Genomic DNA, 19261 nt, shown 5'->3' with positions numbered 1-19261 from the left:
GAGCTTTTTCATTTTAAAAAATAACCATGACCACACCAAAATTCACCAATAGCCTAATAAACGAGACCAGTCCCTACCTTTTACAACACGCACATAATCCCGTAAACTGGGAGGCCTGGAATTCCCAAACTTTAAAAAAAGCGCGAGAAGAAGATAAATTATTGCTTATTAGCGTAGGCTATTCTGCCTGCCATTGGTGTCACGTGATGGAGCACGAAAGTTTTGAAGATGAAAGTGTAGCCGAAATTATGAACCAGCATTTTATAAATATAAAAGTTGACCGCGAAGAACGTCCAGATATAGACCAGGTTTATATGAATGCGGTACAGGTAATGACCGGTGCCGGCGGTTGGCCTATGAATATTGTTGCCCTCCCCGACGGCAGGCCAGTTTGGGGCGGAACGTATTTTAGAAAAGAGCAATGGAAAGACGCTTTAAAACAACTTTCAGGACTTTACCAAACCAAGCCGGGGGAAATGAAAGCATATGCTTCACGGCTTGAAGAAGGGCTGCAACAATTGCAACTCATAGAAATTCCTGAGGAAGAAACGCCGTTCAGCAAAGATTTTCTAAATGAAATTCTTGAAAAATGGCAAATTGGCTTCGATAAAAAAAATGGTGGTTCCCGCGGGGCACCAAAATTTATGCTTCCGGTAAACCAGAAATTTTTATTGCGTAGCGGCGTGCAGTTAGAAAATAAAGCCGTTTTGGAACATACTCTTCACAGCCTTAATAAAATCTCTTACGGCGGCGTTTTTGACCACATAGGCGGTGGATTTTCGCGTTACTCGGTAGATGAGCGATGGCACGTACCTCATTTTGAAAAAATGCTCTATGATAATGCCCAACTGGTAAGTTTATATAGCAAAGCCTATTCATTCACTAAAGATAATTGGTATAAAGAAGTAGTTTTTAAAACCCTAAATTTTATAGAGGAAGAACTTACCGATACTACAGGCGCTTTTTACTCGGCTTTAGATGCCGATAGTGAAAATGAAAACGGAAATAAAACCGAAGGCGCTTATTACGTTTGGAAAAAAGAGAACTTACAGGAACTTTTAGAAGAAGATTTTCCAATTTTTGAAGCTTATTATAATATAAATTCTTCCGGAAAATGGGAGGAGAATAATTATGTTCTTATCAGGTCTAAAAATGATGAAACCATAGCTGATGAATTTGATCTCAGTTTATCTGAACTGGAATCTAAAAAAGAAAATTGGACTAAAATTTTAAAAAAAGAACGTGATAAAAGAACAAAACCGGGATTAGATGATAAAAGCCTAACGTCCTGGAACGCTTTAATGCTTACCGGCTACGTAGACGCTTACAAAGCTTTTGGTAACCAGGAATTCTTAGAAAAAGCTCTTAAAAATGCTGAATTTCTTCAGGAATATCAGTTTAAAAAAGACTACAGGCTATGGCATAATTACAATAACGGAAAAAGTTCTATAAATGCTTATCTGGAAGATTATGTTTTTTGTACCGAGGCTTTTAAAAATTTATACGAAGTTACTTTTGATGAAAAATGGCTGGAAATTGCCGAAAAATTAACTGAGGTTTGTTTTGAAGATTTCCAAGATGAAAAAACCGGCTTATTCTATTTTACTTCTTCCAAAGATGAAGCGCTAATCACCAGAAATTATGAATTAAACGATAATGTAATGCCGGCTTCAAATTCCGTTATGGCTAAGAATTTATTTAAAATCTCTAAAATAACCGGAAACCGGGATTATTACAATTTAGCTGAAAAAATGCTTAAAACCGTTCAACCCCAAATAGAGACCCAGCCGCAATCCTACGCCAACTGGCTGAATTTAATGCTTAATTTCACTGGAAATTTTTATGAAGTCGCAATTACTAGCAAAAATGCACTGGGAATAAGAAAAGAACTTCAGGAAGAATACTTTCCGCATACTGTGTTTGCAGGAAGCCTCCGTGAATCAGAAGTAGAACTTTTAAAATCGAGATTTAAAAATAATAAAGATTTAATTTACATATGCAGTGATGGTAAATGCGATCTTCCTTTAAACTCCGTAGTAGAATCTATTAAAAAAATTAAACAATTTTAACAAAAATTAAACAATAAAGGTTCTGATAAATAAAATATTTATAGTCAATTTGTTGCTTGAAAAATAATTGATATAATGGATAAATTAAACGATTGGGGCGCCATCGCGAAAGAATACGCAGAAAAATTAATAGATTATCTGCCAACGTTATTAGGAGCACTTGCGCTGCTTATTATTGGGCTTTGGGTAATTGGTCTTATTGTTAAATACTTAGACAAATTATTTAAAAAGAAAAATTTTGATGAAACCTTAGAAATCTTCACTATAAATGCTGTAAAGTGGGGACTTCGCATCATTCTTTTTGTACTTTTTATTACCCAATTAGGTGTAGAAAGCGCATCTTTGGTTGCCGCAATTGGTGCGGCCGGTTTAGCCATTGGTCTTGCTATGCAGGGCTCGCTATCTAATCTCGCCGGCGGTGTACTTCTTATAATATTAAAACCCTTTAAAGTCGGTGACTGGATAGAAGTTCAAGGGGTTTCAGGTACTGTTGTAGAAATTTCCTTATTCTATACCAAATTAGACACTTTTGGAAATCAACGTGCAGTAATTCCAAACGGCGAATTAAGCAACGATAATATTATTAATTACAGTCATAATGGTACAAGAAGGGAAACCTTAAGTTTTGGAATTTCTTACGATGATGATTTGAAAAAGGCTAAGCAGGTACTTAGAGATCTTGTTGAAGAGCAGGAAGATGTGCTTAAAGACCCGCCACCACAAATTATTGTAGCTGAACTCGGTGCCGATTCTGTAAACTTTTCAGTTAGATATTTTGCCGAAAACAGTAAATTCTGGGATCTTCACTGGTATATGATTGAAGAAGGAAAAATTAGACTGGAAGAAGCCGGAATGACAATTCCTTATCCTCAGCGTGATGTTTACCTCTACGACCAAACTAAAATGAATGGTACGATAGAAAAGAAATCAGCACAAAAACAGGATAACAACAATTCGAATATCGCCGATTAGTTACCCGGCAATAAAGTCTTTTAAATAATAAGGTTCAAAATAAGCGACATCTTCGGTGTCGCTTATTTTGTATTTAGCTTCCGCCAAACTGCACATTTCCCGTGCAGAGGGTAATTTATCTGATATAAATTCAGCGTTAGCATGTTTACAAATCGCTTCAAACTTTTCTACACCGTTTCCTATAAATACCGTTTTATCTTTTTCGAGAAAATCAATAAAAGAATTTTCAGCTAAAACTTCAGCTTTGGTTTCTCTAATATTCTTCAAATTTTGATCAAAGACTGCTGAATAAACTTCCATTCTACGCGCATCTAACATCGGAATTATATATCCTTTCTCCAGTTTTACCTGCGCTGCTAAAGAAGCGAGCGTAGCGATAGAAATTAATGGAATATCTAATGAAAAACATAAGCCTTTGGCGGTAGAAACGCCAATTCTAAGTCCGGTGTAAGAACCCGGCCCTTTACTTACTGCTATGGCATCAAGATCTGTGACCGTTAAATTATTTTCTTTTAGAATTTCATCTATAAAAACGTGTAACTTCTCGGCGTGCGAATAATTGTTACTCTTATCTTCTTTAAGCGCAAGTTGAACGCCATCTTTTGAAAGTGCCACAGAGCAGTTTGTAGTAGCGGTTTCTAAGCAAAGTATTAATGCCAAATCTTCAAATTTTTCTTATTCCTATTTATTAGTCACCTCAACATCATCACCTTCTTTCAGGCTTTTTGTCACGGTATTATAAGGGCCGGTTATTACCGTCTCCCCTTCCTCCAGGCCTTCGGTAATTTCGATATTACTATCGTCCTGGATTCCAGTGGTAACTTTTCTAAGTTCGGCTTTTTCTCCTTCTTTTAGAAAAACCGCCTCATATTTTTGATCTTGATTTTTACCTGCCGTGGTATCATTTTTAATCACGATAGCACTAATAGGCACTCCAATTATATTATCTTTTCTATTGGTAATTATATCTACAGTAGCTGTCATCCCCGGTCTAAATGGAGAATAATTCTCATCTTTTCCCGCTAAAAGCTCTTTGTAAGATTCTTCTATTATACGAACTTTAACTTTAAAATTAGTTACCTGGTCTGTAGTAAGAGCAGCATCAGCCGAGTTAGAAATTTCAGTAACAATTCCGCTGAATTCTTTTCCTAAATAGGCATCAACTTCAACAATTGTAGAATCTCCTACCTGTACTTTTACAATATCATTCTCGTTTACATCTACTTCCACTTCCATATTGGTTAGATTGGCCACCCTAAGAATTTCGGTACCGGCCATTTGCTGGGTTCCAACAACTCTTTCACCAAGTTCGGCATCAAGTTTTGAAATGGTTCCGCTCATAGGCGCGTAAATATTGGTACGTCCAAGGTTATCTGTAGCTTCTTTTACCGTAGCCGCTGTACTTTGCATATTGTAATAAGCAGATTCTTTATTGGCCTGTGCTACTTCATATTCTGAAACGATCCTGTCCCATTCTGCTTTAGAAATTACACCCTTTTCAAACAAGCTTTTGTTTCGGTTATAGTTAGCTTCAGCTTGTTTTAAACTTGCCTGGGCTTGCGAATAATTTGCTCTTGAAGTTTCTAATCCTGCCTGGGCTCTATTTACGTTAGATTGGTAAATATCTGGATTTACCCTCACCAATAGATCACCTTTTTCTACCGCCTGACCTTCAACCACGGGAAGTTCTATTATTTCTCCTGAAACTTCTGAAGAAAGTTTTACTTCAATTTCCGGTTGAATTTTTCCCGTAGCCGAAACTGTTTCTATAATATCTATAGGTTCTATTTTGGTTATTTCTACTTCTTTAAAATTGCCAGATTTACCAAACCAACCGGCTTTTTTTCCTACTATAAGCAAGACAATAAGCGCGAGAGCAATTCCGATAATTATAAAAAGAGTCTTTTTCTTCATGGTTTAAAATTTAAGATCGGTCACCGGTACTCCAAAATATAATTCAAGTACTTTTAGTTTAAAAATGTAATCGTATTTAGTTCTTAGCACTTCACTTTGTGCATTTTCATATCTCAATTTTGCCTGGCTAAATTCAAAAGCATTAGAAATTCCCACATCAAAACGTTGTGTAGAATATTCAAAAGCCTGCTCTTGCGCGTTTGCTGCAACCAGGGCCGCTTCGTAAGCTTCAAAAGCTCCTTCGGCATCTACATAAGCCTGATAAACATTCGCTTCAAGATCTAATTCTGCCTGCTCCAATTCATATTCCGCACGCCTGGCATTTACCTGGCTTCTTCTTACCTGGTTCCTGGTGGCAAATCCGCTAAAAATTGGTACACTAACCTGAACCCCGTAAGTCATACCATCGTTGCGTTGTAATTGTTCAAAAAATGGCAGCGGGCTACCAATTGTAGTAAGCGTATTTGGTGCCACAACAATGTCACCGGTTTCTTCTACCACACCAATCTCGCGGGTAGGATCGTTAGGATCTATTTCTGCACCCACTATTCTTCCCTGTCCAGATTCCCTGGTATTATAGTTAAAGAAAGCTCCTACACTTGGGTAGTAAGCTCCTTTGGCAATCTCTACGTCTTTTTGAGCAAGTTCACGGTTTGCTTCAGCAATTTTAATTTCAGAACGTTCTTCTTTAGCCTGTTCTACTATATCCTCTACTGGATTATCTAGAATTTCGGTTCCAAAAATATTATAATCTCTTTCTACGATATCAAAATTCTCATAATCTTTAATAAGCAGGGTTTGAGCTAAACTTATAAGAGAAATTCTAATATTGTTTTGGGCCACAATTATTCGCTGTCTTTCATCGGCATTGGTAGCTTCAATTTCCAAAAGATCTCCCTGCGGTAAAGAACCGGCTTCTACGAGTTCCCTGGTTCTTTCCATTTGTTCCTGGGTAACTTCATTTTGCATTCTAAGAATTTCCAGGTTTTGCTTGTTAAAAAGCACCTGTAAATAAGAATCTGCTACAAACAACGTAATATCATCTTTCATCCTGTCTAGCGCATACTGGCTGGCAAGTTCAGATATCTTTGAACGTTGCAATTGTTTAAAGTTTCTTAGCCCATCAAAAAGGTTTAGACTTGCAGTTACTCCTGCAGAAAAGTTTCTGGTGGTTTGCGTTTGTAAAACTCCAGTAGTTACGTTTTGGGTAAGACCCGTATTCCAGGAATTTGTTGCAGATGCATTTATATTAGGCAGAAAATTACCAATTGCGTCTCTTCTACCAAGCTCTGCCAACTCCACATCGAGTTCGCTTTGTTTTACTGAAATATTATTTTCCAGGGCATAATTAACACACTCCTGGAGGGTCCACTTTTTGCCTTCCTGTGCTTTTACCACTAAAGCAGAAAATAAAAATATGATTAGTAAGCTGTATTTTTTCATAATAGGAATTGTAGTTGATGAGTCTATGAAATTCTAAACTTGTTACATTTTGAATTAAAAATCTAATTACCGGCAAACTCCGGACTAGGTTTTACAATATTCCAAACCTTAATTTTATCGTCTTTAGAAATGCCATTTATTACCTGAACCTGAATACCATCACTTATTCCTAATTCCAAATCCCGTCTTTCAAATTCCTGGTCTCCGGTTTGTACTTCTACAAAAGGCTTCTGGCTGTCTGGGTCAAATTGAACAAGTGCTTCTTTAATTGCTAAAACCTCGTCTGCCCGGTCTAAAATAATAGAGGCATTTGCACTTAAACCGGCACGAATAAAGGTAGTATCGGCTTTATCTAAAGTTCCTTTTATTTCAAACTGAATGGCTCCGTTTTCGTCTACACCTTTTGGTGCTATATAATCTAAAATGGCATTAAAAGTTTTATTTTCTATAGCACCCACAGTTACTTCAAGCGGTAAATCTTCTTTAATTTTCCCCACTTCACTTTCATCAACTTTTCCTTCAAAAATCATTTCGTTAACATCGGCAAGCGTGGCTAAGGTAGTACCATCGTTAAAGTTGTTACTTTCAATAACCTGGTTTCCTACTTTAACCGGAACATCCAGCACCATTCCATCTACAGTAGATCTTATAAGCGTGTTGGCTGCACTACCAATACCGCTTGTGGTACCGGTTTGAACAATTTCAAAATTCTGCTCGGCAGAGCGGAAGTTTTGCTGCATCCTTTTAAAATTAGCTTCAGCATTATCAAAATCGTTTTGAGAAATCACCCCTTTTTCAAACAAAGATTTCTGTCTTTCAAAGGTTTTCTTTTCATTTTCTAAATTGATCCGCGCTGTAGCTACGGCATCTTTCGCACTTTGTAATGAATTTACATTGGGGATCACCCTAATTTTGGCAATAAGGTCACCCGCCTTCACTTTCTCCCCGGCCTCAATATATATTTCATCTATAATTCCTGAAATATTCGGCTTTATTAGCACTTCTTCTTTCGGAACAATATTTCCCGTTGCCACCGTTTTCTTCACGATGGTTTCCATTGAAGCCTGCTCGGTTTCATAAACCGTAGGATCTTCCTGATTTTTTTGAAACAAATAGTATAACGCCCCTACAAAAACCACGGCGATCAATACTAAAATTGAGATGGTAACTGTTTTTTTCATTTTTTGATTGAATTTGTATTCTTTATTTTTTTCTAGTTATTCGGTTCTAAGAGCATCTACAGGCTTGATCTTAATTGCGTTTTGCGCCGGAATAAGCCCGGCCAGCAAGCCAGAGCAAATTAAAATCATTAAAGCAGTAAGTACCACTCCCAGATCTACACTTGGATTGGCAAACATCATTTCTGAAGTATCCATACCGCTTAAGGCATAATTTATTGCGGCAATAATTCCGGTGGCAAAAATAATCCCTGCCATTCCTGAAATTATGGTAAGAAAAATAGATTCCATTAAAATTTGCCCCCTAATAGACCAGGGTGTGGCGCCAAGTGCACGCCTAACCCCAATCTCGTTGGTTCTTTCTTTTACTACAATGAGCATAATATTGCTAATTCCAATTATCCCTGATAGCAGTACTAAAATCCCTACAAAATAAGCCACTGCTTTTAAGGCTATAAACAAACCGTTTATTTTGTTGAATTCTTCGTATAAATCAAAATTACCTACGGCTCTATCATCTTCAGGATGAATAGAATGCCTGCTCTTTATGAGATCTAAAACGCTGGATTTTAAGCTGGTAATAGAATTTTCATCTTCGGCAGTGATCGCCATCCAACCTACGGTATCTCCCATATTAAAAGCCTGGGAAAAAGCCGTAAAGGGCACATAAATTTCTTTCTGTGCTTCTTCTGAATTTCCACCTCCGCCACCTTTCTTTTTGTATGTGCCAATTACCATAAAATTTACACCATTAATTTTGAGATAAGTCCCCAGGACTTCTTCCTCCTTTTCGTACAATTCGCGCCTTACCCCTTCACCAATTATGGCAACTTTACGCTTTTCCTGAATATCCAGATAATTAATAAACCTTCCAGAAGTAACATCCATAGGCTCCTGCTGAATGATTTCGGGATAATCTCCATACACGTTAAAGGCACCGGTTTGTAAACCGCGAACCACATTGTTATTTCCACCAAAGCCCCCTAACTGGTTCCTGGGAGATATAAACCTAAGTCCAGGTACATTTTCCCGCAAGGCTTCAACATCAGAAGTTTTAAAATTATAGCGCCTGCCTTTGGGAAGGCCTTTATAAGGTTTAGAAGCCGTTTGTGTCCACATAAACATAGTATTGGTAGCTATACCTCCAAAACCTTGTTTTACGCCATTTTCAAACCCTTTACCGGCAGCCAGTAAAATAACCAGGATGAAAATTCCCCACATTACCCCAAAAGCCGTAAGTAAAGTTCTAAACCAGTTAGCACTTAAGGCTTCAATTATCTCGTTCCATTTATCCCTGCTAAACATATTATTCGTCTCTTAATGCTACAATAGGTCTAATTCTCGCGGCTCTCCAAGCAGGGAAAAATCCGGCGATTGCACCGGCCAAAACCAGGATAAAAACGGTAGTAAGGGCTACATTGAAATTAACCGAAGGATTGGAAATATACTGGGTTTCTATAAGCGGACCCACAAACTCCAATAGTAACAAACTGGCAATTAAACCTATAAACCCAGCAATTGCGGTTACAAAAATAGATTCGTGAAGTACCATTCCAACTATAGAAAGTGGCTCGGCGCCGAGTGCTTTTCTAATTCCAATTTCCCTGGTTCTTTCTTTTACAATTATGAGCATAATATTACTTACACCAACAATTCCGGCTATAATAGTACAAATACCAACTCCCCAGAAAAAGAATTTTATCATATCCATAAGATCGAAGAAACGCTTGGCATTTTCCAGAGAGTTATTAATGCTAATGGCACTTTCATCGTCTGGCGCTATGGTGTGGGTTTCTTTTAACTGATTTTCTATAGCTTCAGAAAAACGAGTAGAAGCGGCCAGGGCTGCTTCAAAGTTTTCTGCAGGCTCTAAGGTAAAAGCCATATTTGCAATATTATTACCGCCTCCAAAAACACGTTGTGCGGTAGAAAGTGGCATAAAAACCCTACTTTCTTCTCTTTCCCCACCCGGATCGGTAAAAACACCTATTACTTTAAAATTTACTCCTGAAATTTGAACATACTCACCAATGGGATCTTTTTTGTCTTTAAAAAGATCGTTGCGTACTTTATTACCAACAACTACAACTTTTTCGAAATTTTGATGGTCTTTAAAATTTACAAATCTTCCTTCCACCATCCCACTGTTTTCCAGAAACTGATAATCTGGATAAACACCTTCTACACGATAGGAACCAGATTCTTTTCCAAAATTCACTATTCCATTCCAAATTCTGTAGATAGAAGATCTATATTCTAAATCGTCCTGATATTTAACAGCAGTGTAATTGAAGTCTTCATTTTTCATCTGAATTCTTCTCCCGGGATTCAGGCCTTTATATTCTTTAGAAGTCACCCCGGTATAGACATACATTATATTGGCGGCATCTCTTTCAAACTCTTGCGCAATACCATTACGCATCCCTTCGCCAATTCCAAGAAGAACTACCAAAATAAAGATACCCGAAGCCACTGAAAGCCCGGTTAGAAACGTTCGTAATTTATTTTTACGAATTGTTTCAAAAATTTCTTCCCAACGTTCAAGATCAAACATTTTGTAGCGCTCTAACCTGGTTAACGGGGGTGTCCTGTATAATTCTACCGTCTTTTAAATTGACGATTCTTTTGGTCATTGCTGCAATATCGGGTTCGTGTGTTACAACAAGTATGGTGCGGCCTTCATCGTTAATTTCCTGAATTAAATTCATCACCTCGTAAGAGGTTTTTGAATCTAAGGCGCCCGTAGGTTCATCGGCTAAAAGTACTTTTGGATCGCTGGCAAGTGCTCGTGCAATTGCTACACGCTGCTTTTGCCCTCCAGAAAGTTCATTGGGTAAGTGCCCTGCCCAATCTGCAAGACCTACCTTTTCAAGGTAACTCATTGCCTTATCTATACGTTCACCACGTTTAATTCCCTGGTAATACAGCGGAAGCGCAACATTATCCAGAGCGTTTTTATAAGAAATAAGGTTGAAGGATTGAAATATGAAACCCAAAAATTTGTTACGGTACCGGGCCGCTATTTTTTCGTTTAGATTTTTTATAGGAACGCCATCTAAAGTGTAAGAGCCTCCATCGGCTTCATCTAGCATTCCTAAAATATTAAGTAAAGTAGATTTCCCAGACCCTGAAGATCCCATGATAGAAACGAGTTCCCCTTCAGCAACGCTAAAATTAATTCCTTTTAAAACGTGTAGTGAATTACTACCCATTTTATAGGATTTATGAAGATCTTTAATTTCTATCATCGTAGTGAAAAATTACAGGTTGTTAACTTTTAACCAAAAGTGTCACCCATAAGACTCTACGAAAAGGGAAATGTTACATATAATTGAAGAAAATATTTTAAAAGCTGCTTATGCCTTTCCAGACTTCTTAGCTTTTTTTCGGGAACGATATATAAAATATCCCAGGCCACCCACCAACAAATAAGGAAAAGCCATTAGATAAAGAATCCCGTTATTAATACCTTCAGCAGCACTGGTATCGGTATCGCTTTCTAAAACTGCGCGGCACATAGAACATTGTGCTTCAGCTAATTCAGGAAGTAGCAGCAAAAAGAAAAAGATAAATAAAAACCTGATTTTCATAGCAGTAATTTCTAAATGCAAATTTAATAAATTTTACTATTAAGCTCTCTTTGCAGTTGTTAAGACTTAAACTACTTCAGAAGAAAAATTAATAATACGGAAACATAAAAATATAAACCAAAACCCCTGTAATTGCAACATAAGACCAGATTGGAAAGGTCCAGCGGGCAATTTTTGCGTGTTTATCATATTCGCCGGTTAAGCCGCGATACATGGTAAAAAGTACCAGGGGAACAATAATTGCTGAAAGTACTATATGCGTAATTAAAATAAAGAAATAAACAGGACGTAAAATTCCTTCTCCGCCATAAGGCACGGGATCGTTACTAATTTTAGAGATCACATAACTCACCAGAAATATGGCTGAAAGTACAAATGCGGTGATCATCACATTTCTATGCAGTTTATATTCCTTAATACTCATAAAGAAGTAGCCAAGCATTAGTAAAACAGCCGTAGAACCATTTAAAACCGCGTGAAAAAACGGGAAAGTTCCTGTTTGTGCGCCAAAAATATTATAACGCTCTGGGAGGTACATAAGAATAAGTACCAAAACCGGCACAAGTATTGATAATGCAATTATTACCGGCACCGCAATTTTATCGCTTTTTGTTAGTGCTTTTCTCACAGTAGTTTTTTAATATCTTCAATTAAAATATCAATTTGCGGTTCTTCTTCACCTTCTACAACCGATTTATTTCTTTCTACAGATCCTCGATAATAAATTATTGGGTTTCCAAAATTATCTAAACGTGATCTAATATAACCTTCTTTATCAACAAGCGCAAAAAGGCCCTGGTGAGCAAAACCACCGGGAACTTCACTATTTTCACCGGCATAAATATTATATCCGCCATTTGCCAGCCCGTAAATGGAATCTTTTTCTCCGGTTAATAGATTCCAGTTGGGATGATCTATTCCATAATTTTCAGCATAAGCATTTAAAACTTCTGGTGTATCATGTTTTGGATCTATTGAAAATGAAGCAATTCCAAAATCTTCTTCATTTTTAAATTCTTCCTGAACTTCTACCAGGTTTTGATTCATAATTGGGCAAATTGTAGGGCAGGTTGTAAAAAAGAATTCGGCTACATATACCTTCCCACGGTAATCTTTACTACTAACCGTGTCACCATCCTGGTTTATTAATTGAAATTCTGGGGCTTTTTTCTTTCTTCCGTTTATTTCGATATAAGAAAGTGCCTTATCGGTATTCAATTTTTTGTCGGCTCCTTTAATATTTAATCGGTCAGATTTTACTACTTCATCGCTACTAATCGTTTCAACTATTTTTGGAATAACAATTATTCCGAAAATTAAAATGATAAGCGAAAGCCCTATATAAGAATACTTTTTTTTCATGCTAATTGTTTTTTCTTTCGGCGTTGTTCTTTTTTAAAGCCAGCCTGTATTCAGCAAGAATAACTTTTACATCGTCGTTCATTTTATCACTCAATTCTGCCACCGAACGGGAGTCATACCCATAAACCTTTCCAAAATCTTCATCTTCATCACGCCCTCTTAAATTAAGGTCTTTATCTACAATAAAAACGTAAGGCGTATAAGTATTATTAAGCTGGTGTGGAGTGTTGAAACTTTCAAACACCTCTTCTACCTGTGCTGAAGTTCCAAAAATGAATTCCCATTTTTCAGTTTCAGAAATACCGCTAAATTCTTCTTTAAATTTTTCAGCTTCTTCCCTGGCTTCTTGTGGTAATACCACTACGAACTGAAAATCTTTGAATTCGTAATATTTTTCAAGTATTTTCTGGTCAAGATTAAATGTGTTTCCCTTTAGGTTATCGAGATCTTTCCCAAAAAAAGCTACAATGCTAATTTTATCTTCTAAACTAATAGGCTCCCCATCAAGACTTTCAAATTTAGAAACATCTTTAACTTCCGGAGTTAACACAGGTAATTTTGCGAAATTATTTTGACCTGAAGCAAAAAACATATAAGCAATAATAGGCAATGCAAAAAGCACTAAAAGCACTAAAAACTTTTTCATAATCGGGTCTATAGAAGTGAGTGCAAAAATAAAAAGACGGTATCACAAAACCGCCTTTCTCTAAACTTTTAACTTTTAAGCCAGATTAAAAATCCCAGGCTACGTGATTAGATTTAAACACCTCATAAATATAGTCACCTTCTGTTAGAAGAATAAAAATAAGGTAACTTATAAGAAAAACTGAGGTCCAAACAATTGCTCTTCGCAATCCTTTAGTTTCGCCTTCAAGGTGCATAAAAGACCAGGCAATATAATAAGCTTTATAAATTGTAAGAATTATAAATATCCAGTTAAGAAGAGACATACTTAAAAAAGAAGTTCTTGTAAGAAATTCTGGTTTAAAAATCCCTAAAACAACTTCTATAAGTGTAACGATAGATAGGATTACAAATACCGTCCAGATCTTCTTTGTATTAGATTCGTGATGATGTGCTGTACCGTGTGCCATTTTTAATATTTTCTAAAATTATACCAGGTAAAAGAATGTGAAAACAAATACCCAAACTAAATCTACAAAGTGCCAGTAAAGACCAACTTTCTCTACCATTTCGTAATTTTTTCTTCGCTCGTAAGTACCAAGAAGTACATTAAAGAAAATTACGATATTAATAAGTACCCCAGTAAAAACGTGAAAACCGTGGAAACCGGTAATAAAGAAGAAAAAATCTCCAAATAATGGCGGGCCGTATTCATTACGGGTAAGGTTAGCACCTTCTACCACTCCTGCGGCTTCATTATCTAATTTAGCAATAGATTCTTCACGAGAAAGGATGGTTTTTTCACCCTCTTCGGTCATTATTTGTGTTCTTATTAAAAGGTCTGGATTTGCAGCAAAACCAGCTTTTATTTCTTCTATAGAATAAGATGGCATAGCTTTTTCAGATTCAAACCATACTCCATTTTTAGATTCGTGCTCCACCCTATCTGAAGCTGCTGGGATAGCAATATCTGCCAGTGCTACCCTATGACCGTCGCCATCAATAAACTGAAGAACGTTACCTCCATTAGTGTAAACCGCGCCATAAGTTCCATTGATAAAATTTTTCCATTCCCAGGCTTGAGAACCAAGGAAAATAATTCCCCCAATAATAGTAAGGAACATATAAAAAGTAACTTTGGCTTTATTTAACTGGTGGCCGGCATCTACTGCCAATACCATGGTTACCGAAGAAAAAATAAGGATAAAAGTCATTAATGCCACATAATACATTGGCGCATCTACACCGTGTAAGAATGGAAAGTGATTAAAAACTTCGTCGGCAATTGGCCACGAATCCATAAATTTAAAGCGGGAAAACCCATAAGCTGCAAGAAAACCAGAGAAGGTAAGTGCATCGGAAACGATGAAAAACCACATCATCATTTTGCCATAACTGGACTTTAAAGGCTCATTACCACCACCCCAGGTTTTACCTTCGGTGCCTGTTCTAACAACAGTAGCTTCCATAGAAGAGTATTTAAATTTTAAGTATTGCGCAAAAATACGCAATTTTATTATCTAAAGAAATATAAAAACACAAACAGGTAAATCCACATAAGATCAACAAAATGCCAAAAAGTCGCACCTAGCTCAATTCCAAGCATTTGACCTTTTTTATAACGTTGTTTAAAATGGTTATAAATTACTACCAAAAGCGTGATAATGCCCGCCAACAGGTGAGCCATATGCACTAGAACCAGTACGTAAATAAAGGAAGTTGTAATACTACTTTCACTACCGGTAAAGTAGTAACCTTCGGCTATAATTTCAGTAAATCCATTAAATTGAAGCGCCACAAATAAGACCGCAAGAACCAGTGTACCAATAAGTAAGGCGGAGGCGTTTCTTCGGTTTCCGGTTAAAATACTTTGTTTTGCTAACATAAACGTGAGGCTGCTTAAAACTATAACAAGAGTACTCCACATGAATGCATTTGGAAGATCAAATTCCGTTAACCAGTCTGGCCTTGTTTTACTTACTACATAAGCACTGGTGAGCCCACCAAAGGTCATAATCATACTAATTATCCCAAACCAGAGCATCATCTTCTTTGCCCTATCGTATTTGTGCTTTTCGGCATCTTGAGTTAAATCCATTCTCTTATAAATTTATCAAAAACATATACTATTTGAAGTAGCGTAATATAAGATACGCTTGCAAACATCAATTTCTTAGCGGCCTGCGCCGTCTTTTCCTTATACAATTTTAAAGCATAATACAGCATTCCCAGGCCAAGTAGAAGAATGAGCCCGCCAGCTACCGGCGATAGAAAAAGTTTACCTGTAACTCCAAAAACAGGAATTAAAGAAACTAAAATGGTCCATACCGTATAAAGAATTACCTGTATGGCCGTTCCCTTATCACGCTTTCCGGTAGGTAGCATAAAAAAACCTCCTTTTTTATAATCGTCAAACAACCACCAACCTATTGCCCAAAAATGAGGAAACTGCCAGAAAAATTGTATCATAAATAAAGTTCCGGGCTCTATACTAAAATCTCCTGTGGCCGCTACCCAACCTAACATAAAAGGAATTGCTCCCGGAATTGCACCTACAAAAACTGATAACGGGGTTTTAGTCTTAAGTGGAGTATAAACACTTACATATAAAAATATACTAATTGCCCCAAACATAGCCGTCTTGGGGTTTATAATGTATAAAACGATAAGCCCGGCGATGGTAAAAATACTTGCGATTAAAAACGCTGTACTTACCGACATTCTACCATCAGGAATAGGTCGGTTTTTGGTGCGATCCATAAGTGCATCAAGATCCCGCTCTATAATTTGGTTATAAGCATTTGAAGCGCCCACCATAAAGTAACCACCAATGGCAAGTAAAAAAACAGTAACAAAGTTTATGCTATCTGCACCCAAAAAATAACCTGCAACCGAAGAAAAAACCACGCTTACGGCAAGCCGCACCTTGGTAATTTCTTTAAAGTCTGTTAGGATAGAAGCCGAGGAAGTATGTACACCGGTGCTGCTCAAAAATAGGTTTTTTCAATTGGCGCAAAGATACTCCTTAATTGGGTTTTGGCAAGGGTGCAAAAATGTTAATTTTCAGCACTTAAGAAAATGAAAAAATATTGAATAAAACTACTTAAAATACTATAGTAATTTAGCAATTTATTTAATAATCGTAATACCAGTTAAAAATATCGGTACGTAAACCAAAATTTATCCAGGAAGTTGTATTCTCATAATTTTGATGCGTTTTTACATCGGGGTTAAAAGAGCGATAAATAAAACTACCGTAAAGCTTTAAATTTGTTGCCGGGTTTACAATATAACCTGCTTCAATATTCGAAAAGAAAGAAGTTGTAGTATTTCCCTGGCCAATTTTCACACCGACATCAAAAGGCCGCTGGCGCTCGCTGGTATAGATGTCTCCTCCATAGGCAGCCTGGTTTGTTGCCATATTATAATCAAAACCTCTATTGCCGTAAATTACTTTGGCACTTCCATACCATCTATCATTTTTATAGCGGGCAATAGCTAAAATCTCCCTGAAATTAGAGCCCCACAAGTGAGCCATAGACTGGTTATTATGCCCATAATTTAAAACCCCTGTGTTATGCGAATAAGTGTAAGGCCGTACCTGGTTATATTCTGCCTGTAGAAATAACCCGGGAATTTTAAAAGCATCAAAATATTTCACTCCCAATTGATACCCAAGTTTGTTTTTCCAGCTTTGATTCCCACCAAAAACATCAGAAGTAGAGAATTCATCTATAATCATTTGACCATAGATATTAATTTCATCTGAAAATTTATATTTTGAAGTAAGGCCAATAATTGCATTGCCGCCACGTGCCCCGGTAGAAAATTCTATAGCCCGATAAAAAATTACCGGGTTCAAATAATTTAAATCGAAGCCCCGGTTATTATCATTTTCCCAAACCACAGATTCAAATAAACCAATATTAAGCCTTTTGGTTACATTATAACTCAAGTAATGGTTGGCCATATATTTTGTTCTAAAGGAACCATTTTCTGTAACTGCCGGTCTCACATCACGCAAAGACATCCAGGTATTGGTATATTTTAACTTCCAAAACGTGGTGTTGAGTTTAAAATAAGGATATGGTGAAGCATTATCACTCATTAAAAGGGAGCGATAACCGTCTCCAATAAAGTTTTTGCCGTGGCCAAATTGAAGATTAAAAAACTTATTGGGTGTGTAAGATAAATACCCTTCAGCTACAGGATAATCATAACCTTCGTCCATAAAAGGTTTTGCAATTCCCCTGCCGGGTATTATAGCAGGATCGCCACCATCTGGCCTAATAGATTCGGCAAACCTATTGTAATAATCGACAAACCTGCCCTGATTTTCGTAAGCTACCGTATAAAAATTAAACTTTTTCCCTAAACCACCCTGAAAAATAAGAGCACGGGTGTTATTATACGTAAAATCGAAGTCTGTTTGCTGAAAATCTTTTCCTAACTGAAGATCTAAAGCAAAATCCAGGGTAAACCAATAATCTTTGGTTTGATATTGCACCAAATGCTCATTCCATAACTTTTTGCCAAACCAGGAATCTGCATCCCGCAGCATTTTATTTTCTTCAGCTTTAAAATTATAATATTTAGAAACTTCAGAAAAAAGCAAAGGCTTTGAAGCCGAGTGAGTATTCACTCCTATTTTATTGAATTCAGCATCAAAACGGCTGTAGTATTCATGCGATAAAGGAATATTTATCTGACTTTCATACCGAGGGCGCGTAAATTCTTCCGATTGAATTTGATCATATTCATTAGTCAGATCATCTTCTTGAGGTTGCTGAAAATTGATTTCTGAAATATCAGGTTCAACCTGGGAGGTAGTAGAAAAATCTTCAGTATTTAATTCCAACGGAATTTTTACAGGCATTTTAAACTGGACAAAAATTGGCCTGGAATTATAAGTAGCCGGCTTAATTTGAGGCAACAAATTAAAAACACGCTGCATTTCTTCCTTTAATTCTGCATAAGCTGCATCTGTATAAACAACATTAAAATTTCCGGTTTTATCAACTTCAAAAATAACAATGATTTCTCCCCTATAATTTTCTCGTATTACCTCTAAAGGAACTTCGTAATTATTCAGAACAAATTTGGTAAGGGTATTTTTAAAGCAGGTTTCTTTATTAGCAAAATCTACATTGGTACATTGAAGAAATTCAGGAAAACGCTGGCTATTATCCTGGGCCTGAGATTTTAAAATAATCGCACTTAGCAAGAAAAGAAGAAACAGGTAGTTCTTCATACTTAAAGTAGGGAAAGATTGGTTACACCTTCGAAATATACATTTTTTTAGATAGAGTAAACCAGCTTAAAATAAAAAATCCCGGGACAAGCCCGGGATTTAAATTTATACTAAATAAATGTCTTAGTCCTGAATTTGGAATACAATTGGTAAAGAGTACATAACCCCTACTGCCTTACCACGTTGTTTACCCGGTTGCATACTAGGCAATTTATTAATTACCCTTGCTGCTTCACGCTCTAACCTTGGGTGGGGCGCTCTGGATTGAACATTGGTAATATTTCCTTTTTCATCTATCTTAAACTGAACAATTACCCTGTTTACACCAGAAAGGCCAAGTTCTGCACCAAGATCTGTATCGAACTCACGGTTTACAAACTGACTAATCTTTTGGCTCATACATTGCTTACGCTCTTCGTTGTTATTTAGGTTTTCACAACCCGGGAAGATTGGCACATCTTCAATTACAGCGAAGGGAACATCTGCAACCTCTTCTTCTACGGGTGCTTCAACAACCTCTTCTACCTCAACAATTTCATCCATATTGGTTTCAGTAGACTCAATTTCGTCTTCTTCTACCTCTTCCTCATCCTCTACAACTTCAATAACCTCTGGTGCCGGAGGTGGAGGTGGAGGAGGTGGAGGTGTATTCTGCATCTCTGTAATTGGGATTTCTTCATCGTCTAAATCGTCCATATTTAACTGGCCGGTATCAATGGCTTCCTTGTCATAAGTCTTCCATTCAATTGCCCTCCAGGTAATTAATAGAACAACAATAAGCCCCAATTGCAGAAAAAATACACTTCTTCTGGTTAAATCGGCTTTTGGATTTTTCTTTGGTTCCATAATAGGTTATTG

At 36.9% G+C, this 19261-nt stretch carries 19 protein-coding genes; 2 read left to right on the top strand and 17 right to left on the bottom strand.

The genetic code is table 11. From position 1 onward, the window contains the following. The first annotated feature begins 26 nt into the window (after positions 1–26). Positions 27–2069 carry a thioredoxin domain-containing protein gene (locus B4F31_RS11000; protein WP_286761311.1) on the top strand — a complete coding sequence of 681 codons (2043 nt, stop codon included), beginning with the start codon at positions 27–29 and terminating at the stop codon, positions 2067–2069. 75 nt (positions 2070–2144) lie between these two features. Further along, positions 2145–3041 carry a mechanosensitive ion channel family protein gene (locus B4F31_RS10995; RefSeq protein ID WP_075325673.1) on the top strand — a complete coding sequence of 299 codons (897 nt, stop codon included), beginning with the start codon at positions 2145–2147 and terminating at the stop codon, positions 3039–3041. On the opposite strand, the gene tsaB is transcribed toward B4F31_RS10995, so the two are convergent. The 17 genes from tsaB to B4F31_RS10910 form a co-directional block, all read right to left on the bottom strand. Next, positions 3042–3701 carry a tRNA (adenosine(37)-N6)-threonylcarbamoyltransferase complex dimerization subunit type 1 TsaB gene (gene tsaB / locus B4F31_RS10990; RefSeq protein ID WP_093305021.1) on the bottom strand — a complete coding sequence of 220 codons (660 nt, stop codon included), beginning with the start codon at positions 3699–3701 and terminating at the stop codon, positions 3042–3044. A 21-nt stretch (positions 3702–3722) separates the two neighbouring features. Continuing rightward, positions 3723–4955 (bottom strand): efflux RND transporter periplasmic adaptor subunit, encoded by a 1233-nt coding sequence (locus B4F31_RS10985; RefSeq protein WP_286761310.1) that lies wholly within the window; start codon positions 4953–4955, stop codon positions 3723–3725. Between the two features lie 3 nt (positions 4956–4958). Beyond that, positions 4959–6398 (bottom strand): TolC family protein, encoded by a 1440-nt coding sequence (locus B4F31_RS10980; protein WP_093305025.1) that lies wholly within the window; start codon positions 6396–6398, stop codon positions 4959–4961. Positions 6399–6460: 62 nt separating this feature from the next. Continuing rightward, positions 6461–7579 carry an efflux RND transporter periplasmic adaptor subunit gene (locus B4F31_RS10975; protein ID WP_075325669.1) on the bottom strand — a complete coding sequence of 373 codons (1119 nt, stop codon included), beginning with the start codon at positions 7577–7579 and terminating at the stop codon, positions 6461–6463. A gap of 36 nt (positions 7580–7615) precedes the next feature. Next, positions 7616–8881: an ABC transporter permease gene (locus B4F31_RS10970; RefSeq protein ID WP_075325668.1), complete on the bottom strand. Its 1266-nt coding sequence runs from the start codon at positions 8879–8881 to the stop codon at positions 7616–7618. A gap of 1 nt (position 8882) precedes the next feature. After that, on the bottom strand, positions 8883–10130 hold the full coding sequence (locus B4F31_RS10965; protein WP_075325667.1) for an ABC transporter permease: 1248 nt from the start codon (positions 10128–10130) through the stop codon (positions 8883–8885). Beyond that, a complete protein-coding gene (locus tag B4F31_RS10960) occupies positions 10123–10824 on the bottom strand; it encodes an ABC transporter ATP-binding protein (RefSeq protein ID WP_075325666.1) in 702 nt (233 codons plus the stop codon). Before B4F31_RS10960 ends, B4F31_RS10965 begins: the two co-directional genes overlap by 8 nt. A 108-nt stretch (positions 10825–10932) precedes the next feature. Further along, on the bottom strand, positions 10933–11166 hold the full coding sequence (locus tag B4F31_RS10955; RefSeq protein WP_075325665.1) for a hypothetical protein: 234 nt from the start codon (positions 11164–11166) through the stop codon (positions 10933–10935). A gap of 88 nt (positions 11167–11254) precedes the next feature. Then, positions 11255–11794, bottom strand: coding sequence for a DUF420 domain-containing protein (locus B4F31_RS10950; protein WP_075325664.1), 540 nt, complete (start codon positions 11792–11794; stop codon positions 11255–11257). Then, a complete protein-coding gene (locus B4F31_RS10945) occupies positions 11791–12528 on the bottom strand; it encodes an SCO family protein (protein ID WP_075325663.1) in 738 nt (245 codons plus the stop codon). Before B4F31_RS10945 ends, B4F31_RS10950 begins: the two co-directional genes overlap by 4 nt. 1 nt (position 12529) lies before the next feature. Next, positions 12530–13174 carry a hypothetical protein gene (locus tag B4F31_RS10940; RefSeq protein ID WP_075325662.1) on the bottom strand — a complete coding sequence of 215 codons (645 nt, stop codon included), beginning with the start codon at positions 13172–13174 and terminating at the stop codon, positions 12530–12532. A gap of 85 nt (positions 13175–13259) precedes the next feature. After that, positions 13260–13622 (bottom strand): cytochrome C oxidase subunit IV family protein, encoded by a 363-nt coding sequence (locus B4F31_RS10935; RefSeq protein ID WP_075325661.1) that lies wholly within the window; start codon positions 13620–13622, stop codon positions 13260–13262. A gap of 18 nt (positions 13623–13640) precedes the next feature. Next, positions 13641–14621, bottom strand: a complete 981-nt coding sequence (locus tag B4F31_RS10930; protein WP_075325660.1) for a cytochrome c oxidase subunit 3 — start codon at positions 14619–14621, stop codon at positions 13641–13643. A gap of 47 nt (positions 14622–14668) precedes the next feature. Then, positions 14669–15250, bottom strand: coding sequence for a cytochrome c oxidase subunit 3 (locus B4F31_RS10925; protein WP_286761309.1), 582 nt, complete (start codon positions 15248–15250; stop codon positions 14669–14671). Next, positions 15241–16143 (bottom strand): heme o synthase, encoded by a 903-nt coding sequence (gene cyoE / locus B4F31_RS10920; RefSeq protein WP_286761308.1) that lies wholly within the window; start codon positions 16141–16143, stop codon positions 15241–15243. Before cyoE ends, B4F31_RS10925 begins: the two co-directional genes overlap by 10 nt. Positions 16144–16285: 142 nt before the next feature. Further along, complete coding sequence (locus B4F31_RS10915; RefSeq protein ID WP_075325657.1) at positions 16286–18403, bottom strand: gliding motility protein RemB; 2118 nt, start codon at positions 18401–18403, stop codon at positions 16286–16288. Positions 18404–18526: 123 nt separating this feature from the next. Beyond that, a complete protein-coding gene (locus B4F31_RS10910) occupies positions 18527–19249 on the bottom strand; it encodes an energy transducer TonB (RefSeq protein WP_075325656.1) in 723 nt (240 codons plus the stop codon). Positions 19250–19261: the final 12 nt, after the last annotated feature.

The sequence above is a fragment of the Salegentibacter sp. UBA1130 genome (assembly GCF_002311535.1).
GTDB lineage: Bacteria > Bacteroidota > Bacteroidia > Flavobacteriales > Flavobacteriaceae > Salegentibacter > Salegentibacter agarivorans.
The sequence above is the reverse complement of the archived record's forward strand: the minus strand, read 5'-3'. Positions and strand labels throughout refer to the sequence as shown.

Bases quoted from the DNA above. Each gene is read 5' to 3' on its own strand.
- B4F31_RS11000 (WP_286761311.1), top strand. From the start codon at position 27: ATGACCACACCAAAATTCACCAATAGCCTAATAAACGAGACCAGTCCC.
- B4F31_RS10995 (WP_075325673.1), top strand. From the start codon at position 2,145: ATGGATAAATTAAACGATTGGGGCGCCATCGCGAAAGAATACGCAGAA.
- B4F31_RS10985 (WP_286761310.1), bottom strand. From the start codon at position 4,955: ATGAAGAAAAAGACTCTTTTTATAATTATCGGAATTGCTCTCGCGCTT.
- B4F31_RS10980 (WP_093305025.1), bottom strand. From the start codon at position 6,398: ATGAAAAAATACAGCTTACTAATCATATTTTTATTTTCTGCTTTAGTG.
- B4F31_RS10975 (WP_075325669.1), bottom strand. From the start codon at position 7,579: ATGAAAAAAACAGTTACCATCTCAATTTTAGTATTGATCGCCGTGGTT.
- B4F31_RS10970 (WP_075325668.1), bottom strand. From the start codon at position 8,881: ATGTTTAGCAGGGATAAATGGAACGAGATAATTGAAGCCTTAAGTGCT.
- B4F31_RS10965 (WP_075325667.1), bottom strand. From the start codon at position 10,130: ATGTTTGATCTTGAACGTTGGGAAGAAATTTTTGAAACAATTCGTAAA.
- B4F31_RS10960 (WP_075325666.1), bottom strand. From the start codon at position 10,824: ATGATAGAAATTAAAGATCTTCATAAATCCTATAAAATGGGTAGTAAT.
- B4F31_RS10955 (WP_075325665.1), bottom strand. From the start codon at position 11,166: ATGAAAATCAGGTTTTTATTTATCTTTTTCTTTTTGCTGCTACTTCCT.
- B4F31_RS10945 (WP_075325663.1), bottom strand. From the start codon at position 12,528: ATGAAAAAAAAGTATTCTTATATAGGGCTTTCGCTTATCATTTTAATT.
- B4F31_RS10940 (WP_075325662.1), bottom strand. From the start codon at position 13,174: ATGAAAAAGTTTTTAGTGCTTTTAGTGCTTTTTGCATTGCCTATTATT.
- B4F31_RS10935 (WP_075325661.1), bottom strand. From the start codon at position 13,622: ATGGCACACGGTACAGCACATCATCACGAATCTAATACAAAGAAGATC.
- B4F31_RS10930 (WP_075325660.1), bottom strand. From the start codon at position 14,621: ATGGAAGCTACTGTTGTTAGAACAGGCACCGAAGGTAAAACCTGGGGT.
- B4F31_RS10925 (WP_286761309.1), bottom strand. From the start codon at position 15,250: ATGGATTTAACTCAAGATGCCGAAAAGCACAAATACGATAGGGCAAAG.
- B4F31_RS10915 (WP_075325657.1), bottom strand. From the start codon at position 18,403: ATGAAGAACTACCTGTTTCTTCTTTTCTTGCTAAGTGCGATTATTTTA.
- B4F31_RS10910 (WP_075325656.1), bottom strand. From the start codon at position 19,249: ATGGAACCAAAGAAAAATCCAAAAGCCGATTTAACCAGAAGAAGTGTA.